Origin of the sequence: Streptomyces sp. NPDC006335, assembly GCF_040612795.1 — a bacterium.
GTDB lineage: Bacteria > Actinomycetota > Actinomycetes > Streptomycetales > Streptomycetaceae > Streptomyces.
This window is the reverse complement of the sequence record NZ_JBEXQX010000039.1, coordinates 1-21,942: the sequence shown is the minus strand read 5'-3', so window position 1 is coordinate 21,942 and position 21,942 is coordinate 1. Positions and strand designations below refer to the sequence as shown.

The 21,942-nt window shown below is 71.1% G+C and carries 17 protein-coding genes and 1 pseudogene; 5 read left to right on the top strand and 13 right to left on the bottom strand.

Features of this window, described 5'->3' with window-relative positions; translation table 11 throughout:
• From ABZ098_RS44630 to ABZ098_RS44620, 3 genes are all read left to right on the top strand, one after another.
• The coding region (locus ABZ098_RS44630; RefSeq protein ID WP_356600789.1) for a CoA transferase at positions 1-243 on the top strand (243 nt) is incomplete at its 5' end.
• A 173-nt stretch (positions 244-416) separates the two neighbouring features.
• Positions 417-1,808, top strand: coding sequence for an OFA family MFS transporter (locus ABZ098_RS44625; protein WP_356600793.1), 1,392 nt, complete (start codon positions 417-419; stop codon positions 1,806-1,808).
• A gap of 1 nt (position 1,809) precedes the next feature.
• Complete coding sequence (locus ABZ098_RS44620; protein WP_356600787.1) at positions 1,810-3,225, top strand: OFA family MFS transporter; 1,416 nt, start codon at positions 1,810-1,812, stop codon at positions 3,223-3,225.
• Between the two features lie 803 nt (positions 3,226-4,028).
• Here ABZ098_RS44620 and ABZ098_RS44615 read toward each other — a convergent pair.
• Positions 4,029-4,703 (bottom strand): GntR family transcriptional regulator, encoded by a 675-nt coding sequence (locus ABZ098_RS44615; protein WP_356600791.1) that lies wholly within the window; start codon positions 4,701-4,703, stop codon positions 4,029-4,031.
• Positions 4,704-4,946: 243 nt separating this feature from the next.
• Here ABZ098_RS44615 and ABZ098_RS44610 point away from each other — a divergent pair, with 243 nt between their 5' ends.
• The gene (locus tag ABZ098_RS44610) at positions 4,947-5,918 is read left to right on the top strand and encodes a 2-dehydropantoate 2-reductase (RefSeq protein ID WP_356600785.1); all 972 of its coding nucleotides are present in this window, start codon (positions 4,947-4,949) and stop codon (positions 5,916-5,918) included.
• Between the two features lie 47 nt (positions 5,919-5,965).
• A pseudogene (locus ABZ098_RS44605) lies at positions 5,966-6,697 on the top strand (molybdopterin dinucleotide binding domain-containing protein); the annotation flags it as partial.
• 217 nt (positions 6,698-6,914) lie between these two features.
• On the opposite strand, the gene ABZ098_RS44600 reads toward ABZ098_RS44605, so the two are convergent.
• From ABZ098_RS44600 to ABZ098_RS44545, 12 genes are all read right to left on the bottom strand, one after another.
• Positions 6,915-7,961, bottom strand: a complete 1,047-nt coding sequence (locus ABZ098_RS44600; RefSeq protein ID WP_356600783.1) for a sugar phosphate isomerase/epimerase — start codon at positions 7,959-7,961, stop codon at positions 6,915-6,917.
• Positions 7,962-8,021: 60 nt separating this feature from the next.
• On the bottom strand, positions 8,022-9,419 hold the full coding sequence (locus ABZ098_RS44595; RefSeq protein ID WP_356600781.1) for a nucleotide pyrophosphatase/phosphodiesterase family protein: 1,398 nt from the start codon (positions 9,417-9,419) through the stop codon (positions 8,022-8,024).
• Positions 9,416-10,585, bottom strand: coding sequence for a metabolite traffic protein EboE (eboE, locus tag ABZ098_RS44590; RefSeq protein ID WP_356600779.1), 1,170 nt, complete (start codon positions 10,583-10,585; stop codon positions 9,416-9,418). The genes ABZ098_RS44595 and eboE overlap by 4 nt, the downstream gene beginning before the upstream one ends.
• A 3-nt stretch (positions 10,586-10,588) precedes the next feature.
• Positions 10,589-11,449 carry a TatD family hydrolase gene (locus ABZ098_RS44585; protein ID WP_356600777.1) on the bottom strand — a complete coding sequence of 287 codons (861 nt, stop codon included), beginning with the start codon at positions 11,447-11,449 and terminating at the stop codon, positions 10,589-10,591.
• Positions 11,449-12,183, bottom strand: coding sequence for an EboA domain-containing protein (locus ABZ098_RS44580; protein WP_356600775.1), 735 nt, complete (start codon positions 12,181-12,183; stop codon positions 11,449-11,451). Before ABZ098_RS44580 ends, ABZ098_RS44585 begins: the two co-directional genes overlap by 1 nt.
• Entirely contained in the window at positions 12,180-13,088 is a 909-nt protein-coding gene (locus ABZ098_RS44575) for a sugar phosphate isomerase/epimerase family protein (RefSeq protein WP_356600773.1), read from the bottom strand. Before ABZ098_RS44575 ends, ABZ098_RS44580 begins: the two co-directional genes overlap by 4 nt.
• Before the next feature lie 146 nt (positions 13,089-13,234).
• Positions 13,235-14,692 (bottom strand): SCO3242 family prenyltransferase, encoded by a 1,458-nt coding sequence (locus ABZ098_RS44570; RefSeq protein ID WP_356600771.1) that lies wholly within the window; start codon positions 14,690-14,692, stop codon positions 13,235-13,237.
• Positions 14,689-15,951: an inositol-3-phosphate synthase gene (locus ABZ098_RS44565; RefSeq protein WP_356600769.1), complete on the bottom strand. Its 1,263-nt coding sequence runs from the start codon at positions 15,949-15,951 to the stop codon at positions 14,689-14,691. Before ABZ098_RS44565 ends, ABZ098_RS44570 begins: the two co-directional genes overlap by 4 nt.
• Before the next feature lie 147 nt (positions 15,952-16,098).
• Entirely contained in the window at positions 16,099-17,472 is a 1,374-nt protein-coding gene (locus ABZ098_RS44560; RefSeq protein ID WP_356600767.1) for a ThuA domain-containing protein, read from the bottom strand.
• Positions 17,473-17,486: 14 nt separating this feature from the next.
• The gene (locus tag ABZ098_RS44555; protein ID WP_356600765.1) at positions 17,487-19,997 is read right to left on the bottom strand and encodes a PQQ-dependent sugar dehydrogenase; all 2,511 of its coding nucleotides are present in this window, start codon (positions 19,995-19,997) and stop codon (positions 17,487-17,489) included.
• Between the two features lie 96 nt (positions 19,998-20,093).
• The gene (locus ABZ098_RS44550; protein ID WP_356600763.1) at positions 20,094-21,098 is read right to left on the bottom strand and encodes a sugar phosphate isomerase/epimerase family protein; all 1,005 of its coding nucleotides are present in this window, start codon (positions 21,096-21,098) and stop codon (positions 20,094-20,096) included.
• Positions 21,099-21,111: 13 nt separating this feature from the next.
• The coding region (locus tag ABZ098_RS44545) for a Gfo/Idh/MocA family oxidoreductase (RefSeq protein WP_356600761.1) at positions 21,112-21,942 on the bottom strand (831 nt) is incomplete at its 5' end.

Sequence of the window (21,942 nt, the reverse complement as noted above, 5' to 3'; positions counted from 1 at the left end):
ATCCTGTCCCCCAAAGAGATCATCGAAGACGCCTCACTCGCGGCGAACGACATGATCGTCGAGGTCGGGCATCCCGAACGCGGCACCTTCACCACCGTCGGCAACCCCCTCAAACTCTCCGACTCACCCACCACCATCACCACCCCACCCCTCCTCGGCCAACACAACGAGGAGATATACATCGGCGAACTCGGTCTCGGTGACGAGGAGTTGCGGCTCCTCAAGTCGGGCGGGGTGATCTGACGTGGTGAACCTGAGCCGACTTCCCGGCCCTTCGGGCGGTGGTCCATGACGTGAATGAGCACGGGGTCCGGCGGCGGTGCGCGTCGGCGGACCCCGGGATCCGTGCGCGCACGAAAGGAATTTGGACAGGGGGCGCTGGCCAGATCTTTCGACGCAAGGAGTGCTTGAAGACTATGACAACCATCGACTACTCGTCGTCCGCCACCTTCAGGGAGGTGACGGACCGCAACGGCCGCGTGTACCGGATCGGCGAGACCGACCGGAACATCATGGGACGACCACGATGGACCATGGTGCTCTTCCCGTGGATGGGCATGCTGGGCATCAGCTCCTCGGAGTACGCGTTCACGTCGGCCGAGGACACACTGCACGAGGCGCATCTGTGGAGCAGTGGGCACATCTTCTGGCTGATGGGTGTCTGGGTGTTCTTCCAGGCGGCCGTGGCCTTCCCGGCCGGGCAGCTGCGGGAGAGCGGCAAGCTTCCCGCCCGCTACGCGATGATGCTCGGCGCGCTGGGCACCGTCCTCGGCTACCTGTCACTGGCGTTCGCGCCGAACGTGATCGTCGCCTATCTGGGCTTCGGTGTGTGCAGTGGTATCGGTGCCGGTCTTGTCTACGCGACCTGCGTGAACATGGTCGGCAAGTGGTTCCCGGAGCGCAAGGGCGGCAAGACCGGCATGGTCAACGGCGGTTTCGCCTACGGCTCGGTGCCCTTCGTCTTCCTGTTCACCTCGTACATGGACCTGAGCAACTACCGGGGCGTCCTGGTGACGGTCGGCCTGGTCTGCTGCTCGATCGTGGCGTTCGCGGGCTGGTTCTTCAAGGACCCGCCGAAGAACTGGTGGCCCCCGCACGTCGACCCGCTGAAGATGACCGACGACCCGAAGATCCGCCGGGCGCTGGAGAAGAACCCGCCGGCCGTCAAGCAGTACACCCCGAGGGAGGCCGCGCGCACGCCCGTCCTGTGGATGATGTGGTTCTGCCTGCTGTGCACCGCCGGCATCAACATCTTCGGCATCGCCTTCCAGGTGCCGTTCGGCAAGGACATGGGCTTCGCGGGCGGGATCGTGGCCACGGCGATGTCGCTGAAGGCGATCGTCAACGGCACCGGGCGCGGTGTGATCGGCTGGATCTCCGACAAGTTCGGCCGCCGCAACACGCTGATCATCGTGTGTCTGGTGCTGGGCACCGCCCAGTTCGGGGTGCTGGTCTCGGGCCAGATGGGCAGCATGCCGTTCTTCCTCTTCTGCTCCATGGTCTCCGGCTTCGGCGGCGGCGCGATCTTCCCGCTGTTCGCCGCGATGACCGCGGACTACTTCGGTGAGAACAACAACGCCTCCAACTACGGCATGGTCTACAGCTCGAAGCTCATCTCGGGCCTCGTGGGCTCCGGTGTCGGCTCGATCGTGGTCGGCGCCTGGGACTACGAGGGCGCGTTCGTCCTGGCCGGCTGCATCGGCCTGAGCTCCGCGGTGCTGGCGCTCTTCCTGAAGGCGCCCGGCCGGCCCAAGACCAGCCGTCGGACCGTACCCAACCCGCAACCGCTCGGCGAGGAAATGGCCTGACATGACGGCAGATCCGTACGCAGCACGCAGCGAGACCGACAAGACCGCACACTCCACCGCCGCACAACGTCCCTACCGAGAAGTGACCGACGCCAACGGCCGCGTGTACCGCGTCGGGGAGACCGACCGGGACATCCTCGGTCACTCGCGCAAGCTCATGGTGTACCTCCCGTGGATCACCATGATGGCCATCAGCGTCTTCGAGTACGCGTACGGCTCGGCCGAGGACACCCTGTCCCACGCCCACGGCTGGACGCAGAGCAACACCTTCTGGATCCTCAGCGTCTGGGTCTTCTTCCAGGCCGGCATCGCCTTCCCGGCGGGCTGGCTGCGGGAAAAGGGCATCCTGACCGCCCGCAAGGCCATGTACATCGGCTCGGGCATGTGTCTGGTCGGGTTCCTCGCCCTGTCGCACCTGAGCAACGTCTGGCTGGCGATCCTGGGATTCGGCGTCATAGGGGGAATCGGCGCCGGACTGGTCTACGCGACCTGCATCAACATGGTCGGCAAATGGTTCCCCGAACGCCGGGGAGCCAGGACCGGGTTCGTCAACGGCGGCTTCGCGTACGGGTCACTGCCTTTCATCTTCATCTTCAACTACGGCTTCGACACCGCGAACTACCACCGTGTCCTGGACCTGATCGGCTGCTACATCCTGATCGTGGTCGTGGGCTGCGCGTTCTTCTTCAAGGACCCGCCGAAGAACTGGTGGCCCGCGGACATCGACCCGCTGACCTACGGCGGCAACGGGAAGGGTGCCGTCGCGCTCGCCAAGAACCCTCCCGCGGTACGGCAGTTCACGCCGAAGGAGGCCGTCAGGACCGGCATGCTTCCCCTCATGTGGATCGCCCTCGTGATGACCGCGGGGGTGTCGATCTTCGGGATCTCCTTCCAGGTCGACTACGCCAAGGAGGTGGGCTTCGGCCCGCTGGTGGCGGCCTCCTCGATGGGTGTCATGGCCGTCATCAACGGCATCGGCCGCGGGGTGGTGGGTTGGCTGTCCGACAAGTGGGGCCGCAAGTCCACCCTGGTGTTCGTGATCCTCGTCCTGGGGCTCGCGCAGTTCGGCGTGATCTGGGCGGGTGACGTCAAGAGCGAGTCGCTGTTCCTGGTCTTCGCGTTCCTGTCCGGGTTCGGCGGCGGCGCGTTCTACCCGCTGTTCGCGGCGCTCACCCCGGACTACTTCGGGGAGAACTACAACGCCTCCAACTACGGGCTGGTGTACAGCGGCAAGCTGATCAGCGGCCTGTTCGGCGGCGGCCTCGGCTCCATGGTCGTCGCGGCGTGGGGCTACGACGGGGCGTACGCCCTGGCCGGCGCCACGTCGATGCTCGCGGCGGCGATCGCGCTGCTGCTACGGCAGCCGGGACGGCCCCGGGGCGGTGTACCGGCCCCGCAGCCACAAGCTGCGTCCTGAGCACAGCGGTTCGGAACATCAGGCGGCCCTCCCCCATGACGTTGGTCGGGGGAAGGGCCGCCTGATCCGGTGGGGGTTGGGCCGGTGGGGGCTGATCCGGTGGGGGTCGGGCGGGGGCGGTTGGGATGGGGTGTCCGGGAGGGGGCGGTCTGCCAGGCGGCGGCTGGGCCGAGACGGCCGGGGTGGGGCGGTCTGTCCGACGGCGGTGACTGTACGGTCGCCGGACCCGGGCGCACGGTCGGGCGGTCGGGCGGACTCTCGGACGGGGTTTTGAGCCGACGGCCCGAAAGCTGAGGCGGCCTGCCCGTAGCGGTGGGGCCCGACGGCCATCCAACCTGGGCGGTCTGCTCGACGGCGGCTTGACCGTACGGTCGCCCCCGGACGGACGGTCGGACGGCGTTTTTGACGGCCCAAGGACCGGGCGGCTACCTGATAGCGGTCAGACCCGACGGCCACCAGACCCGGGCGCGGCCTACCCAACGGCAGTGCACCCGCACGGTCGCCAACCCGCAGGGACGGCGCTTTGCACCCGACGGCCGGAAGACCCAGCCGGCCTGCCCGAAAGCGGTCAGACCCGACGGCCACCAGACCTGGGCGGTCTACCCGACGGCGGTCTGCCCGCACGGTCGCCAACCCGGAGGGAGGGCGTTTTGTACTCAGGGACCCGAAGACCCAGGCGGTCTGCCTGAACGCGGTCGGACCCGACGGCCACCAGACCCGAGCCGTCTGCCCCGACCTCGGTCCGGTCCGAAGCCGTCCGATGCAGTGGCAGGGGCGTTGCCCTGCACCGACCTGCGCGCGGGCTACTTCTCGCGGTCGTGGTACATCTTCCGCGTGTGTTCCGTGTGTTGCCGCATGACCGCGGTGGCGCGCTGCTCGTCTCGGTCGGCGATCGCGGCGATCAGTTCACGGTGCTCGATCCAGGACTGGTGACCGCGCTGACGGGCGATCGGCGTGTAGTACCAGCGCACGCGACGGTCCACCTGCCCCGCCAGCTCGGCGAGGACCGCGTTGCCCGCCAGCTCCATGACCTTCGCGTGGAGTCGGGCGTTCAGGGCGACCGCGGCGTCGACGTCGTCCGCGGCCACCGCGCTCTCGCCCTGCGCGCACAGTTCCTCCAGGGCGGCGATGCCGGCGCTGCCCGCGTTCGCGGCGGCGAGCCGGGCCGCCTCTGCCTCCAGCAACGTGCGCACGGTCAGCAGCTGGTCGGCCTCCTCGTCCGTCGGCTCGTGCACGAACGCCCCCTGCGCCGGACGCAGATCCACCCACCCCTCGGTGTTCAACCGCTGAAGGGCCTCACGCACCGGCTGCCGGGACACCCCCAGATGACCCGCCAGCTCACTCTCCACCAGATGCTGACCCGGCTGAAGCGCACGCGTGGTGATGAGTTCGAGCAGCGCGCCGTAGACACGATCACGCAGCGGACCGGGACGCTCGAGCCTGGGCACCGTCCCGTACGGCAGTCCTGTCGTCGGCAACATCGCGGTCCCTCCCGTACAGCGTCGACTCGCTGCAACTGAGAGCCAAGTATGAATTGGTTTTCGCCTACAGTCTACGGCGCACAACGACCGTACCCTCAGGCCGCACAGGGCGGTAGCAGCAGCTCATGGGCTCAAGTGACGTCACGACCCTTGCTGAGCCCTGGCTCCATCCTGTAGACAATATCCAGTCGACAAAGTCGGCAGTTCCTCGGTCACCCTCACCGAACGGAGCTTCCACCCATGAAAGTCGCAGTCCTCGGCGCCGGAGCCATCGGTGCCTACGTCGGCGCGGCACTCCACCGCGCCGGCGCCGACGTCCATCTCATCGCCCGCGGTCCGCATCTGGCGGCCATGCGGGAGCACGGTGTCCAAGTCCTCAGCGAGCGCGGTGACTTCACCGCCCGTGCCCACGCCACCGACGACCCGGCCGAGATCGGTCCGGTCGACTACGTCTTCCTCGGTCTGAAGGCCAACTCGTACGCGGCGTGCGGGCCGCTCATCGAGCCCCTTCTCACCGACACCACCGCGGTCGTCGCGGCCCAGAACGGCATCCCCTGGTGGTACTTCCACCAGCACGGCGGTCCTCACGACGGGCACCGCATCGAAAGCGTGGACCCGGGTGGCGCGGTCAGTGCGGTGCTCGCGCCCTCCCGGGCCGTCGGATGTGTCGTCTACGCGGCGACCGAGCTCGAAGGACCGGGTGTCGTACGGCACTTGGAGGGCACGCGGTTCTCCATCGGGGAGCCCGACCGCAGCCTCTCGCCCCGGTGTCTGGCCTTCAGCGAGGCCATGCAGGCCGGCGGGCTCAAGTGCCCGGTCGAGCCGAACCTGCGGGACGACATCTGGCTCAAGCTGCTGGGGAACATCTCCTTCAACCCCATCAGCGCGCTGGCCCGTGCCACCATGCGCCAGATGTGCCTGCACGGCGGCACCCGCAAGGTCATCGAGACCATGATGGCCGAGACCCTCGCGGTCGCCGAGACCCTCGGCTGCACCGTGGGTGTCTCCATCGAACGCCGTCTGGCGGGCGCCGAGCGCGTCGGCGACCACCGCACCTCCACGCTCCAGGACCTGGAGCGTGGCAAGCCCCTGGAACTGGACGTCCTGCTCACCGCCGTCATCGAGCTGGCGGAGATCACCGGTGTGGACGTGCCCACGCTGCGGACCGTCCACGCGCTCTCCGACCTCCTCGCGCTCCGGTCCGCCGCATGACGGAACCGGGCGCCCACGCCATCGGGTCGGGACCTCGGATCCGGCCGAACGCCGGCACCGGGGTCCCGATGGCCCATGCCGTCGGCCGGGAGATCATCCGGGCGGGTCTGGCCGACCGGGAGTTCATCGAGCGCTCGACCTCCGGCTTCGAGGAGTACCGGCGGCTCGTCGAGCCGTGGACGGTGTCGCTCGCGGTGAAGGTGACGGGCGTACCGGCTTCTGCGGTGAGGGAGTTGGCGCGGTCCTGTGCGCGCGGGGAACCGTTACGGGTGTTCGACGGCACCGGGCACGAGGAGGCTCGCGCGCTGACCAACCTGTCGCTCCTCACCGGCCGCGGCCATGAGGAACGGGAGCCGCGTACACCCTTCCACCTGGTCCGGCACGCCCCGCCCGTCGATCTGACGGATGAGGCGTATCCGGTACGGCTCACCAAGGGACACCGACGCGACTCGTACAACTCCCGGCTCCAGAAGGGGGGTTCGGGATCGTCGTTGCGGCGGGCCGAGTGTGTCGAGCTGAGTCCGGAGGACGCCGAGCGCTACGGCGTGGTGGTCGGAGAGGAGGTGCGGGTCGCCACCCGGCGGGGTTCGACGGCAGCGCCGGTGTGGGTGGATCCGGCGCTGCGGCCCGGTCTGGCGTTCATGACCGGCCGTCCGCCGGACGGGACGGACACCGGCCAGGAGGCGGTGAGGGCCGGTTGTCCGATCGCGGGGGCCGTGGAGTTCGAGGCGGCCGCGATCCGGATCGAGAAGGTGCCCGTCGTGGCGCTGCGGAGGTGAGACCGGACGTGGGACGAGTCACGGAACGGCGCGAGGTGTCCGCATCCCGCGACGTGGCGGCCACACCATGAACGTGTACGCGGGAGAACACCGGCTCACCCTGGAAACCGCCACGGCGGCTCCGGGTTGACCGGTCTCCTCGCATACACGACGGCGGGACCCCGTCGGGCGGGGAGCGCCCCCTGCGCCCTCGGGGTCCCGCCTCAGTCGTGTGCCGTCAGCACTTCTCCCGCAGCGAGTGCAGGTGGGCGCTGGAGCGGCGGGCGAACGTGAAGGACTCGGCGGGCTGGTCGTGTTCGGCCTGCCAGTGGTGGGCGAGGCGTTCGCCCCGCAGCCGGGTCACGGCGGAGATGAACTTCTGGTAGTCGATGTCGCCGTCGCCGACGTCGGTCATGCGGTAGCCGTAGGTGTTGGCCGGGTCGCTGACGCCGTCCTTCACGTGGAAGAGCGGGTAGCGGTGGGGCTGCCTGAGGACGTAGTTCAGGGGTTCGAAGGGGGCCGGCGTGCCGTCGGGGCGCTTGGAGAAGCGGAACTGGCCGGAGTACGCCCAGTAGATGTCCATCTCCAGGAACACCAGGTCGGGGTCGGTCTCCCTGAGGAGGACGTCGTAGAGCCGGACCTTGGGGTTGTCGGTGGCGAAGGAGAACTCCTCGGAGTGGTTGTGCTGGTAGAACTTCATGCCGCGTGCCTTCGCCGCGGCTCCGTAGGTGTTGAAGTCCTCGGCGGCGCGCTTCCACGCGTCGACGGTCGAGCCGTAGCGGAACGGTCCCGAGGCGGTGCCGATGTGCTGGAGGCCGAGGGCCTGGGCGTCGTCGAGGACCTTGGTGAGGTTCTGGGCGAAGGTGTAGGCGTTGGGGTCGTCCGCGTAGTAGCCGACGTGGCTGCCGATCGGGTTCAGGCCGTGGTCGCGGGCCAGGCGCTTGAGCTGGGCGAGGGTGATGGGGCCGGCGGAGCCCTGGGTGTAGCCGGCGAACTCGACCTCGTCGTAGCCGTACTTCTCCAGTTCGGCGAAGACGGGGGCGAAGCCGAGGGTGGAGACCTTGTCGCGGAGACTGTAGAGCTGGATGCCGAGGCGGCCGGGGGGCAGGACGGGGCGGCCGCGGCCGTGGCCGGTGGTGCCGGTCGCGGTCTCGGTGGCGGCTCCGGCCGGGGAGGCCGTGGCGCCCAGCAGCGCGGCGGCGGTGGCGCCGGCGGCCACGCCGAGCATGCCTCTTCTGGTGAGGCGGTGGGTGAGTTCGGGGTCGGGCTGGGAGATGCGGCTCATGTCTGGGACTCCTCGGTGTCGGAGGGCGTTGTCAGTGGTGGGTGCTTCACTGGTGACAGGTCAGGAAAGACCGGCCAGTCGGAGCAGGAGTGACTTCACGTCGGTGGCCGCGATGCGGTCGCCGACGGCGCGGGGGGTGGAGCAGATGAGGAGCGGACCGTCGTCGTCGCTCTCGGGGAGGCGGCCGTGGCTGCCGCGAATAGGTGACGGGTCGAGGGGCACGACCGCCATGCGGTAGCGCAGGCCGAGTTTCTTGCGGGCCAGCGCGGTGGCCGCCTTGACCTTGACGTAGGGGTCGAGCGGGTCCATGAACAGTTCGACCGGGTCGTAGCCGGGTTTGCGGTGGATCTCGACGAGCTGCGCGAAGTCGGGCGCGCGGTCGTCGTCGAGCCAGTAGTAGTACGTGAACCAGGCGTCCGGCTCCGCGACGGCGACGAGTTCGCCGGAGCGCGGGTGGTCGAGGTGGTGGGCCTTCTTGCCCTCGTCGTCGAGGAGTCGCTCGATGCCGGGCAGGCCGCCGAGGGCGGCACGGGTGGCGTCCAGGTCCTCGGGGCGGCGCACATAGACGTGGGCGATCTGGTGGTCGGCGACCGCGAAGGCGCGGGAGGCCATCGGGTCGAGGTACTCCATGCCGTCCTGTGTGTGCACCTCCAGGAGTCCGGCGCGGCGCAGGGCGCGGTTGATGTCGACGGGCCGGTCGGCGCGGGTGATGCCGTACTCGGACAGCGCGACGACGGTACGGCCTTCCGCGCGGGCGTCGTCCAGGAGCGGGGCCAGTGCTCGGTCCAGGTCGGCGGCGGCCTTGAGGGAGCGTGGGTCGTCGGGGCCGAAGCGTTGCAGGTCGTAGTCGAGGTGAGGGAGGTAGCAGAGCGTCAGGTCGGGGTGGCGGGTGCCCATGATGTGGCGGGTCGCGTCGATGATCCACTGACTGGAGACCAGGTCCGCGCCGGGGCCCCAGAAGTGGAAGAGGGGGAAGGTGCCGAGTTTCTCGGTGAGTTCGTCGTGGAGGGCCGGGGGGCGGGTGTAGCAGTCGGGTTCCTTGCGGCCGTCGGCGTAGTAGACCGGGCGGGGGGTGACGGTGAAGTCGGTCTCGGCGCCCATGGCGTACCACCAGCAGATGTTGGCGACGGTGTAGCCGGGGTGGGCGCGGCGGGCGGCGTCCCAGAGCTTGTCGCCGGCGACCAGGCCGTTGTGCTGACGCCACAGGAGTACGTCGCCGAGTTCGCGGAAGTACCAGCCGTTGCCGACGATGCCGTGTTCCGACGGGTGGGTGCCGGTGAGGAAGGTGGACTGGGCGGCGCAGGTGACGGCGGGCAGGACGGTGCCGAGCGGGGCGTGGGAGCCGGATCGGGCCAGGGACTTGAGGTGGGGCATGTGGTCGAGGAGACGGGGGGTGAGGCCGACGACGTCGAGGACGAGGAGAGGTGTGGGTCCCGCTTCGGGGGGTTGGTGGCTCATGGCAGCTCCTTGAGGCCGAGGTCCGTCAGCAGGTCGCGCGCGAGGGTGAGTTCGGCGGCGATGCCGTCGGCGAGCTGGGTGCGGCTGCGGGGGCGCAGTTCGGGCGGGAGGGCCTGCCAGGTGTAGGTCTCGACCTCCAGGTGGCGGGTGAGGGGGTGCGGGCCGCCGACGAGCCGGGTCAGGGCGGACTTCAGGACGGGGAGCGTGGAGGTGAGGGGTGCGGCGGGGGCCGCGTGCAGGGGGACGTGGAAGTGGGCGCGCCAGGGTGCCCCGTCGGGCAGGGCGTCGTCGGTGAGCGCTTCGCCGAGGTCGTCTGTGCCGCGGAGGCCCGCTGCGGTGGAGGTGCGGGTCTGGTGCAGGAAGCGTGGTTCGTCGAAGGCGGCGAGTGCCTCGCGGACCTCGGGCAGGTGGGGGTGTTCGGCGTGGAGTGCGGCCGAGAGCTGGGACTTGACGACGGGGACGCCGGCCGTGGTGAGCGTGTCCAGGGCGGTGTGCGGGTCTTCGAAGGAGGTGGCGAGGTGGCAGGTGTCCACGCAGATCCCGACGCGGTGGTGGCCGATCGCGGTCAGGGGGGCGATGGCGTCGCCGGTGGTCTCGACGACGCAGCCGGGTTCGGGTTCGAGGCCGACGCGGATGGAGCGGCCGGTCAGGTCCTGGAGGGCGTCGAGGCGTTCGGCGAGGGTGAGCAGGGCGGTGCGGGCCTTGTCGGCGCCGCCGTCGTCGTAGCCGGTGCGCCAGGCGAGCGGCAGGGTGGAGATGCTGCCCTCGGTGACGTCGTCGGGCAGGAGTCCGGTCAGGACGCGGGCGAGGGCGGTGGTGTGGTCGAGGCGTTCGGGGTCGGTCCAGTCCGGCTTGTAGACGCGGTACTTGACCTCTTCGGCGCCGAAGCCCTCGTAGGGGAAGCCGTTGAGGGTGACGACTTCGAGGCCGCGGCGGTCGAGTTCACAGCGCAGGTCGCGCAGCGCGGAGGGGTCGCTGACCAGGGCGCGGGCGGCGTCGCGGGCGAGCCACAGGCCGATGCCGAGGCGGTCGCGGCCGAGGCGGCGGCGGACGGGTTCGCAGTGGTCGCGGAGCTGGGCGAGGACGCCGTCGAGGGTTTCGGCGGGGTGGACGTTGGTGCAGTAGGCGAGGTGGACGGTGGAGCCGTCGGGGTGGCGGAAGCGCATGGCTCACGCCTCCGTCTTCTGGGGGCCCCGGAGGATGGAGTTGCCCTCGTGGGTGACGTCGGTGGCCGGCACGTCGAGGTTCAGGCGGCCGCTGAGTCCGTAGAAGGCGACGGGGTTGCGCCACAGCACACGGTCCACGTCGTCCTCGGTGAAGCCCTCGGCGAGCATCAGGTCGCCGACCTCGCGGGTCTTGAGAGGATCGCTGCGGCCCCAGTCGGCGGCCGAGTTCACCAGGACCTGTTCGGGGCCGTAGGCGCGCAGGATCGCGACCATCCGCTCCTCGTCCATCTTGGTGTCGGGGTAGACGGAGAAGCCGAGCCAGCAGCCGCTGTCCTTGGCCTCCTTGACGGTGGTCTCGTTGAGGTGGTCGACCAGGACCCGGTCCGTCGGCAGGGCGGACTCGCGGACGACGTCGAGGGTGCGGCGCAGGCCGGCGAGCTTGTCGCGGTGCGGGGTGTGGACGAGCGCGGGGAGTTGGTGGTCGGCGGCGAGCTGGAGCTGTGCGGCGAGGGCGGTGTCCTCGGCGGGGGTCATGGAGTCGTAGCCGATCTCGCCGACGGCGACGACCTGGTCCTTGACGAGATAGCGGGGCAGTTCGTCGAGGACGGGCACGCAGCGCGGGTCGTTGGCTTCCTTGGGGTTGAGGGCGAGGGTGCAGTGGTGGGCGATTCCGTACTGGGCGGCGCGGAAGGGCTCCCAGCCGAGCAGGGAGTCGAAGTAGTCGAGGAAGGAGGCCGGGGAGGTGCGGGGCTGGCCGAGCCAGAAGGCCGGTTCGACCACGGCTCGTACACCGGCGGTGTGCATGGCCTGGTAGTCGTCGGTGGTCCGTGACGTCATGTGGATGTGGGGGTCGAAGATGCGCATCAGGACTCCTTGCCGTGGGTGCCGTCCGCGTGGTCGGGGCCGTGGTCGGCGGCCGGCGCGGGTGGGGTGGCGCTGGGGTCGGTCAGGGTCAGGACGCGGTGCAGGTCCTCGGGCACGGGACGGCCCGCGGCGGTGCGTTCGGCGGCGTAGTCGGCGAGCATGCGGGCGAGTTCGGCGTCCCCGTGGGCCCGTCGGCGCAGGTCGGCCACCTCGGCGACGGGTACGCCGGTGAAGAGGCACTTCAGGACGGCGTGGCGCCAGTGGTGGGCGTCGAGGTGGCGGGCGGCGTAGGGGCCGACGGCGGCGGCCAGGAGCCGGGTGTCGTTGGTGCGCAGGGCGTCCTCGACGAGCGGGAGGGCCCCCGGGCCGAGTACGAGGTGGGGCAGGGCGTGCAGGACGGCGCGGCGTTCGGCGGCGGTGCCCTGGGCGTAGACCCGGGTCAGGGCGTCGGTGTCGGCGCGGGCCGCGTGCAGGATCAGGACGCGGGCGGCGTCGGCGTGTTCGGGGCCGCAGCGGCGGCCGGCCTCGGCGAGGCGCAGCTCCCACACGGAGATGGGGCCGTGGGCGCCGGGATGGGCGGCGGCCTCGTCGAGGGCCTGGTCGAGCCAGGCGCGGGCGGCTTCATCGAGGCGGTCGGCGAGGTGGCTGTGCAGGTCGTGCAGCGGGGTTCGGGCGAGGGTGGTGCCCTGGGTGTCCGCCGCGGGGGTTGCCTGGTGGGCATGGGGGTGGGTCATGGAGTGCTTCCTTGTGAGAGCGCCACTGCCTGACGGAGGAAGGGGAGGGAGCGTTCGGCGAAGTGGGGGCCCGCGTGGGAGTGGCGGGGCAGTTCGACGACCGTCAGCCCCTGGTAGCCGGTGTCGGCCAGGGCGGCGAGGACCGGCGGGAAGTCGATGTCGCCGTCGCCGAAGGGGAGGTGTTCGTGGACGCCTCGGCGCATGTCCTCGATCTGGACGTGGCGCAGCCAGGGGCCTGCGGCGCGTACGCAGTCGGCGGGAGGGAGGGGTTCGAGGCACTGGCAGTGGCCGATGTCGAGGGTCAGGCCGAGGGCGGGCGGGTCGCCGAGGGTGCGGCGGAGGTGGTGGAAGTCGGCGAGGGTGGCGAGGAGGTGCCCGGGTTCGGGCTCGATGGCGAGCGGGACGCCGGCGGTGGTGGCGGTGTCCAGGACCGGGGTGAGTGTCTCGGCCAGGCGTTTCCACGCCGTGTCCGGGTCCGTGCCCGCCGGGCTGATGCCGCTGAAGCAGTGGGCGGCGTGCGCGCCGAGGTCGGCGGCGACCTGGACGGCCCGGAGCAGCAGGTCGACCCGGCGGGCGCGGTCTTCCGGGTCGGGGTCGAGCAGCGAGGGGCCGTGCTTGCGCCGGGGGTCCAGCACATAGCGGGCGCCCGTCTCGACGGTGACCGTCAGGCCCAGCGCGTCCAGTCGGTGCGCGAGGCGGCGGGTGCGGACGGCCAGGTCGGGGGCGAGGGGGTCCAGGTGCATGTGGTCGAGGGTCAGCCCGACCCCGTCGTACCCGAGATCGGCGAGCAGGCCGAGGGCGTCGTCCAGACGGAGGTCGGCGAGGCCATTGGTGCCGTAACCGAAGCGGAGCCGGTCGACGCCGGGCGCTGGAACGGGCGTGGGTGGAGCGAGGGGGGCCGTCATGTCACCGGGGGGCGGAGTGGGCCGGGTCCGGGTGACAGGTTCGGGGGTGTGGGCCCGGGGGGTACGAGGGGGGCGGGTCGGAGCGGCGGGGCCAGTCATGGCGTCGCCCGCAGCCTGAACAAGCCGGTGCGGAGAGCGGGGTTCGGTCATGTGACGCTCACCTTTCTCGCGAAGCGTCCTGCCAAGGGGGCGAGGGCTGTGGTGAGCAGGGCCGTGACGGTCGCGCCCTTCGTGCCCGAGCGGGCGGCGAGGGCGGCCTGGAGGGGGATCGTGGCCCGGATGCCGGCGGTGACGGCTCGTTGGGTGAGCTGGGGTGAGGGGTTGAGGGTGGCGTGGAAGTAGGGGCGGGCGGCCGTGGTCGCGTAGGTGGCGGCGAGGGCGAGGCGGAGGACCACATGCGGGTCGACGCGTTCGGGACCGGGGCCGGGATGGGAGATGGGAGCACCGGCCTGCCGTAGGGGGCTCGGCAGGCGGGACACGGCTGCGGCCGCCAGGTCCGTCAAGTGCGCCAAGAGCGCCGGGTTGCGTGCGCCGGTACCGCGCCGGGCCCCGTCGATGCCGTCCGCTGCGAGCGGTCGCCGGGTCACCGACCGCGTCAGCACTGCGGTCGCGGCGAGCGCTGCGAGGGGGGCCAGGGGGGAGCCGCCCTGGGCTTCACGGCGGGACACCGACGTGACGGCGAGGGTGTGGGAGCCGAGGAGGGATGCGGAGGGCAGCGCTCTGCGGATAGCGAGGAGGGTCTCGGGAGAGGACACCTCGCGGAAGCCGAGGAGAGGGGCAGACCGCGGATCCTGACGTATGCCCGGCACCGTGTCGGCCGCGGCGGCCGCCTCCGACCCAGCCCGGACCTCGCCGGCAACGGCAGCCCAGGCCCGCGTACCGCCCACACCTCCCCCACCTCCCACACCGACCGTCCGCCTCGCGGTGCCCCCGCCACCCCTCCCGCGCACGCCGCCCGCCCCGCCCCTCCGCCCACCAGCTCCCGTACCCGCTGTCGCCGCCGCCCCGAGCAGCAGGTCGAGTCCTCGTGCTGTCGCCATGGCGAACGGTCCTGCCGGGGTGTTCTTCAGGGCCAGGTCGTACGCCCAGACCGTGGCCGCCAGTGGCACCGCGACGGTGAGGGCGGGGCGGCCCGCGCAGGCCGCCAGGGTGAGGCCCGCGCCGGTGAGGGCGCAGGCCGCGCCGAGGGCTGCCGTGGGGTGGACGCGGCCGGAAGGGAGGGGGCGGTGGGGGCGTTCCACGGCGTCGACGTCGCGGTCGGCCCAGTCGTTGAGGGCCATGCCCGCCTCGTAGAGGCAGAGGGAGGACGCGATGGCGAGGAGGGTGCGGGGGGTGGGGCGGGCGGAGGCCGCGGCCGCTCCGGCGAGGGCGTCGCCGGGGACGGTGAACAGGGCGGGGAGGCGCAGGAGTTCAGCCCAGGCGCCGGCGTGCGAGCGGGCGCGGTGGGGGAGGCTGGTGTGCGCACGGCTCGGTGGGGTGGTGTGGGGGGAGGCAGCCCCCAGGAGAGGGATCACGGTGCCGTGGGGCGCCGTCGGCTCGCCCGCCCGCTCGGGCAGTCCCTCCGCCACTGCCCTGCTCGCCCCGTTCGCCCTGCTCGCCCTCACCGCCGCTCCCCCGAACGACCGTCGAGCGCCTCCGGGGCGCCGTCATCCGTGCGGGCCGTGTCCTCGACGCCGGGCCGGGCCCCCGCTTCGCCCGGGCCACCGGCGAGGTCCCCGCCGTGCCGCCCCCGACCCTCGCCGGCGGGCTCTCCCCGGAGCCGTTCCGCGAACCTCGTCAGCTCCGCGTACTGCTCCCCCAGACCCGCGGGTCCCTGCCCCACCGGGTCCTTGAAGTAGAAGCCCAACTCGCCCAACGGACCGGACAGGCCCCGCTCCTGGGCACGGGCGGTCAGGCGGGCCAGGTCCAGGACGAGAGGAGCGGCCAGGGAGGAGTCGCAGCCCTGCCACGTGGTCTGGAGGGTCATGCGGGTGCCGAGGAAGCCGTCGAAGGCGATGTGGTCCCAGGCGGTCTTCCAGTCGCCGAGGGCGGGGACGTCGTCGATGTGGACCTCGCCCTCGGGGGTGGTGGCGAGGGTGTCGGCCAGGACGCGTTCCTTGCCGGCGTTCTTCGCCGCGGCTGCCGCGGGGTCGGCGAGGGCGGCTCCGTCGCCGCCGCCCAGGAGGTTCGTGCCGGACCAGGCCCGGACCGTCAGGGCACGCTGGGTGAACATCGGGCCCAGGACGGACCGGAGCAGGGTCTGGCCGGTCTTGCCGTCGCGGCCCGCGAACGGCAGGCCGGAGGACTCCGCCTGGCGTGTCAGCAACGGGTGGTGCAGGCCCGTGGAGGGCGTGAAGTTGACGTACGCGCAGCCTGCCCGCAGGGCCGCGGCGGCGTAGAGGGAGCTCGGGGGGAGGGCGTCGCCGGTGGGGGCGGGTTCGGTGGAGGCCACGTTCACCACCACCGCGCGCGTCAGCCGGCACCGTCGTACGAAGGACCGTATGTCCGCGGTGAAGGCGGCGATCAGGTCCTCCTCGGTCCTGGTGTCGCCGGGGAGGGGGCCGCCGGGCCTGACCTCCCGTTCGGCGGCGTCGAGTTCGGCGCTCACCGCGGTGGGCAGGCCATAAGGCAGGACGCCTCCGGCCGCCAGGGCCTCCGCCCGTTTGGGCAGGGGGCAGTCCACCGTGTCGTGGCCGCCGAAGACCAGGGAGGACAGGGCGGGCAGGCCGCTCCCGGTGAAGGGCGGGGTCTCGGTGACCAGGCCGGTCGGCGGGTGCAGACCGGCGGTCATGGCGGCACAGCCCGCGACGACCGTCGTGGCGACGGAACCGCGGGCCCCGATCAGCCAGACGCCGACGCGCGGTAGGGAATCGGACGCGGACATGGGCAGCCTCCTCGTCGAAACTCGAAACGCCGAAACGCCGAAACGTCGAAACGTCGAACGTGGAACGTCGGACGCGTCGTGCGCGAACCCCACTCATGAGGGGGAAAGGCGGCGGGCGGAGGTCCGGCGTCCCCCGCCCGCCGCCGCTCAGTCGCCCTGCGAGGCCACGGTCGACGCGGCCTTCGCGGGCAGTTCCTTGATCCGGATGTCGCGGAAGGACACCTGGTCGTCGGCTCCGTGGTTCTGGATGCCGACATGCCCGTCACGCAGGCTCCGGGCCGGATCGGTGTTGGTGAAATCGTTGATCTTCACGCCGTTGAGCCAGACGCGGAGGCGTTCGCCCTCCACGCGGATCTCGTACGTGTTCCACTCCCCCGGCGGGTTCAGCGCACGGTCGCGCTTGTTCAGGTCGGCGGAGCGGAAGCCGTAGACGGACCCTGTCGTCTTCTCGGGTACGTCGGTGGCGTCGATCTGGATCTCGTAGCCGTGGTCCACGGCGGACCAGGGGTCGTCCGAGGGCGGGAAGCCCACGAAGACACCGGAGTTGTCGTCGCCGGAGGCGCCGGCCATCTTCCAGTCGAGCTTCAGGGAGTACGACCCGAAGCCCTGCCCGGAACCGGCGTACCAGAGCATCCCCATGCCGCCGGACGATGTGAGGGTGCCGTCGTCCGACAGGGCGAAGGAGCCCGGGCCCGCCTGTTTCCAGCCTGCCAGCGACTCGGCGGTGCCGTCGAAGAGCGGACGGTATCCGTTCTCCGGTCGGCAGTCCGCCTGCGCGTCGCCGATCGCATACCGGATCCCGCCCAGCAGGTGGCTGCGGAATCCCGGATCCGCGTACGACTCCTTGGTGTGGCCGAAGCCGGTGTAGAAGGCTCGGCCGCCCCGGTAGTCCTGGCACCAGGCGATCGGATGATCGCCGTTCATCGTGCCGCCGGTGTACGACGACTCGTCGAGGGAGGCCAGGACGTGGACCCGGTCGCGCGGGTTGGAGCGGTAGTTGTACCACTCGTCGGTGCGGTTCCAGGTGGGGGGCAACTCCGACGTGGACGGGTGGGCCCGGTCCTCGACCACCACCGTGGCGGGCTGGATCGCCGGGTGCGACTGGAACCAGGCGCCGGCGAGGCCGCCGTAGAACGGCCAGTCGTACTCGGTGTCGGCGGCGGCGTGGATGCCGACGTATCCGCCGCCGTTCCGGATGTAGCCCTCGAACGCCCGTTGCTGGGCGGGGCCGAGGACGTCCCCGGTGGTGGAGAGGAAGACGACGGCGTCGTAGCGGCGCAGGTTGCGTGCCGTGAACGCGGTCGCGTCCTCGGTCGCGTCGACCGTGAAGCCGGCGTTCTCGCCCAGTTGCCGTACCGCCGCGATCCCCTCGGGGATCGAGTCGTGCCGGAAGCCGGCCGTCTTGGAGAAGACCAGCACCCGTTCGGTGTCGGCGGGGTGGGACACGGCGGGTTGGGACACACAGCCGAGGAGCAGGGCGGCGCCCACGACTGCCGTCGTCCATCGTCCGGTTGTGTTCATGTGAGCCCCTCCTCTCAGCCGGTGGTGAAGGTGAAGTCGTCCACGTCGAACAGGGCGCCGGTGCCGCTCCCCTTGAAGACCAGGTAGAGCGTGGTGGTGCCCCTGGGGGCGCGGGACAGGTCGGCGGTGACGTCCTGGAAGGTCTCCCAGCCGCCGGTCACCGGCACGGTCGCCTTGCCCAGGAGGGTGCCCGTCGCGGAGCCCGCGCGGATCTCCAGGGTGCCGCCGGTGCCGCCCGAAGAGACGCGCGCGGTCAGGGACTTGGCGTTGCCGAGGACGTACGGCGTGAAGGAGATCCAGTCGCCGTTGTTGATGTCGCCGACGGTGTTGCCGCCGTGTGCCGTGTCCTTGGCGATGACGGAGACGCCGGAGCTGTTGCCGAAGTGTTCGGCCTGGCGGTGCCGGGGCTGGAGGACGCTCTGGTCGTGGGTGGTCAGCGGGGCCTGGCCGCCGCCCCCGTTGTCGGTGTACTCGGCGTCCATCACGCCGAAGATGTTGGCGTCCTCGTCGTGGCCGCCGTCGGCGCTGGTCCGGATGGTGCCGGTGCAGCCGTCGGCGGAGGTGACGGGGTGGCCGTGGCTGTCGTGGCCGAGGACGAAGGTGACCTTGACCTTGGCGCAGTCGATGGACTTGCCGTCCTCGGGGTCGCTCACCCGCACCTTGAACGGGATCGCGTCACCGAAGCTGAACAGCTGGCCGTCCCGCGGGAGTTCGAGCGTCACCTTGGGCGCGGTGTTGCCGACGACGATCTGCACGCTCGCGCTGCCGGTGCGGCCCGAGGGGTCCTTGGCGGTCAGGGTCGCGGTGTAGGTGCCGTTCTTCTTGTACCTGTGTGTCGGGTTCGCGGCCGTGGAGGTGGCGCCGTCGCCGAAGTTCCAGCTGTAGGTGAGGGCGTCGCCGTCCTGGTCGGTGGTGCCCGCGGAGGAGAACCGGACCCGCAGGGGTGCCTGTCCCGAGGTGCGGTCGGCGGAGGCCTGGGCGACCGGGGAGTGGCCGTCGGTGGCGTTCTCGATGCGGTACAGGGCGGAGTTCTCGTCGCCGCCGAACCAGGAGACGCCGTAGTCGAGGACGTACAGGGCGCCGTCGGGGCCGAAGGCCATGTCCATCACCTGGGTGCCGGTCCAGGGAATGTCGTTGATCGACTGGACGGTTCCGTCGGCGTCGCTGCTGATGCGCTTGATCCAGCGGCGGCCGAACTCCCCGGCGAAGAAGTCGCCGTCGTAGGCCTCGGGGAATTTCACGGGTGAGTCGAGTGCGGGGTCGTAGTGGTAGACCGGGCCGCCCATCGGGGACTCGGAGCCGTTGCCGAACTCGGGGACCGATCCGCCGTCGTAGGGGATCCAGGCGGCCTGCGCCGGGGGAAGGTCGGTGAGGCCGGTGTTGTGCGGGGAGTTGTTCTTCGGCGCGGCGCAGTCGAAGGCGGCGCCCGAGGTACCGGTGGCGAAGTCGTGGTCGACGTAGGCGTCGTTGTCGCCTGTGCAGTACGGCCATCCGAAGTTGCCGGGGCCGGTGACGCGGGCGAACTCGACCTGGCCGGCCGGTCCGCGAGCGGGGTCGGCGGCGCCGGCGTCGGGGCCGTAGTCGCCGACGTAGACGATGCCGGTCTGCTTGTCGACGCTGAAGCGGAACGGGTTGCGGAAGCCCATGGCGTAGATCTCGGGCCGCGTCCTGTCCGTGCCGGGCGCGAAGAGGTTGCCGTCGGGGACGGTGTAGGAGCCGTCGGCGTTGACCTTGATGCGCAGGATCTTGCCGCGCAGGTCGTTGGTGTTGCCCGCGGTGCGCTGGGCGTCGAAGGCGGGGTTGCGGTTGGCGCGTTCGTCGATGGGCGTGAACCCGTCGGACTGGAAGGGGTTGGAGTCGTCGCCCGTCGACAGGTAGAGGTTGCCGGACGCGTCGAAGTCGATGTCGCCGCCGACGTGGCAGCAGATGCCGCGGGTGGCGGGGATGTCGATGATCTTCTTCTCACTGGCGGTGTCGAGGGTGCCGTCGGTCTTCAGGACGAACCGGGAGAGCCGGTTGACGCCGTCGAAGGGAGCGAAGTCGGCGGCGGTGCCGGTCTCGGGGGCGTCGCCCGCCGGAGTGTTCAACGGGGGCGCGTAGTACAGGTAGATGAAGCGGTTGGCGCTGAACTGCGGGTCCACGCCGACGCCTTGGAGGCCTTCCTCGTCGTGGGAGTAGACGTCGAGCTTGCCGGCGAGGCGGGTGGTGCCGGCCGCGTCGGTGATGCGGAGTTCGCCGTCGCGCGAGGTGTGCAGGACCGAACGGTCCGGGAGGACGGCGAGCGACATGGGCTCGCCGACCTCCGGCTCGCCCTTGGCGAGGGTGACCTGCTGGAAGTCCTCGGCGGCGGCCGCGCCGGCGGCTCCCTCGCCGGCGACGGCTGCGCCGGCCTGGGGAGCGGCGAGGGTGAGGGAGGCGCCTGCCAGCAGGAAGCCGGTGAGCAGGGCCGCCGCTCTGCGCCAGGGGGCGCGTCGTCTGTGGGTCTCGATTCTGTCGGTGGGGGTGATGCGGTCTTTCCCGTGCACGGATGCCTCCAGAAAGGGGCCGGTCGTACGGGTGGGTGCGGGTACGCCGGGATGCGCCGTCATCCCGGAACTGACCAGTGGGGGCTGCTCGTTGGGCTACTCGTTGGTGCCGAACGCCGCGTCGAACGAGGCCGACGGCGGCTCGAAGTCGTATGCCTTGAGTCGGTTCAGTGCCTCGGGTGCGCCCTGGAGCCGGTCCATGCCGGCGTCCTCCCACTCGACCGAGATCGGCCCCTGGTAGTCGATGGAGCGCAGCATGCGGAAGACGTCCTCCCAGGGCACGTCACCGTGTCCCGCGGAGACGAAGTCCCAGCCGCGGCGCGGGTCGCCCCAGGGCAGGTGGGAGCCGAGGCGGCCGTTGCGGCCGTCGAGGCGCTTGCGGGCCTCCTTGCAGTCGACGTGGTAGATCCGTTCGCGGAAGTCCCACAGGAAGCCGACGGGGTCGAGGTCCTGCCACACGAAGTGGGAGGGGTCGAAGTTGAGGCCGAAGGCGGGCCGGTTGCCAACGGCCTCCAAGGCACGCTGAGTTGTCCAGTAGTCGTAGGCGATCTCGCTCGGGTGGACCTCGTGCGCGAACCGGACGCCCTCCGCGTCGAAGACGTCGAGGATGGGGTTCCAGCGCTCGGCGAAGTCCTCGTAGCCGCGGTCGATCATCGACTCCGGGGCGGGCGGGAACATGGCGACCAGGTGCCAGATGGCGGAGCCGGTGAAGCCGATGACGGTGTCGACGCCGAAGGCCCGGGCGGCCCGCGCGGTGTCCTTCATGCGGTGCGCGGCGCGTTGCCGGACGCCTTCCGGGTCGCCGTCGCCCCACACGTCACCGGGCAGGATGGCCTTGTGGCGTTCGTCGATGATGGCGTCGCACACGGCCTGGCCGACCAGGTGGTTGGAGACGGCCCAGCACTTGAGGCCGTACTTGTCGAGCAGCGCGTGCCGGGATTCCAGGTAGGAAGGATCGGAGAGCGCCTTGTCGACCTCGAAGTGGTCGCCCCAGCAGGCGAGTTCGAGCCCGTCGTAGCCGAAGTCGCGGGCGAGGCGGCAGACCTCTTCGAGGGGGAGGTCCGCCCACTGGCCGGTGAAGAGCGTGAACTGACGCGGCATTTCCGGAGCCTCCTCAGACGGCTATCGGGGTGTAGACGGAGTTCTTCTCGGCGCTCTCCTCCACGGCCGCGAGCACGCGCTGGACCTGGAGCCCGTCGGCGAAGGAGGGTTCGGGGCGACGGCCCTCGGCGACCGCGTGGACGAGGTCGCGGGCCTGGTGGACGAAGGTGTGCTCGTAGCCGAGGCCGTGGCCGGGCGGCCACCAGGCGTCCAGGTAGGGGTGCTCGGGCTCGGTGACCAGGATGCGGCGGAAACCGGCGTGCGTTCCGGGCTCCGTGGCGTCGTGGTAGGAGAGTTCGTTGAGGCGCTCCAGGTCGAAGGCCAACGAGCCGCGCTCGCCGTTGAGTTCGATGCGCAGGGCGTTCTTGCGGCCGGTGGCGTACCGGGTGGCCTCGAAGGAGGCGAGGGCGCCGGAGGTGAAGCGACCGGTGAACAGGGCCGCGTCGTCGACGGTGACCTGGCCGGTGCCGGTGCCTGTGCCGGTGCCGGTGCCGGAAACGGCGGACAGGCCCTTGACGGCGCCCCCGGCCAACGGCCGTTCCCGTACGAAGGTCTCCGTCAGGGCGGAGACGCCGGACAGCGGCTCTCCCGCCAGGTACTGCGCGAGGTCGATGATGTGCGCGCCGAGGTCGCCGAGCGAGCCCGAGCCGGCCTGTTCCCTGCGCAGCCGCCACGTCAGCGGGAACTCCGGGTCCACGAGCCAGTCCTGGAGGTAGACCACGCGCACGTGCCGGAGCCTGCCGAGCCGTCCCTCGGCCACCATGCGGCGGGCCAGCGCGGTGGCGGGCACCCTGCGGTAGTTGAAGCCGACCATCGCCAACTGACCGCGCCCGAAGGCCTCCTC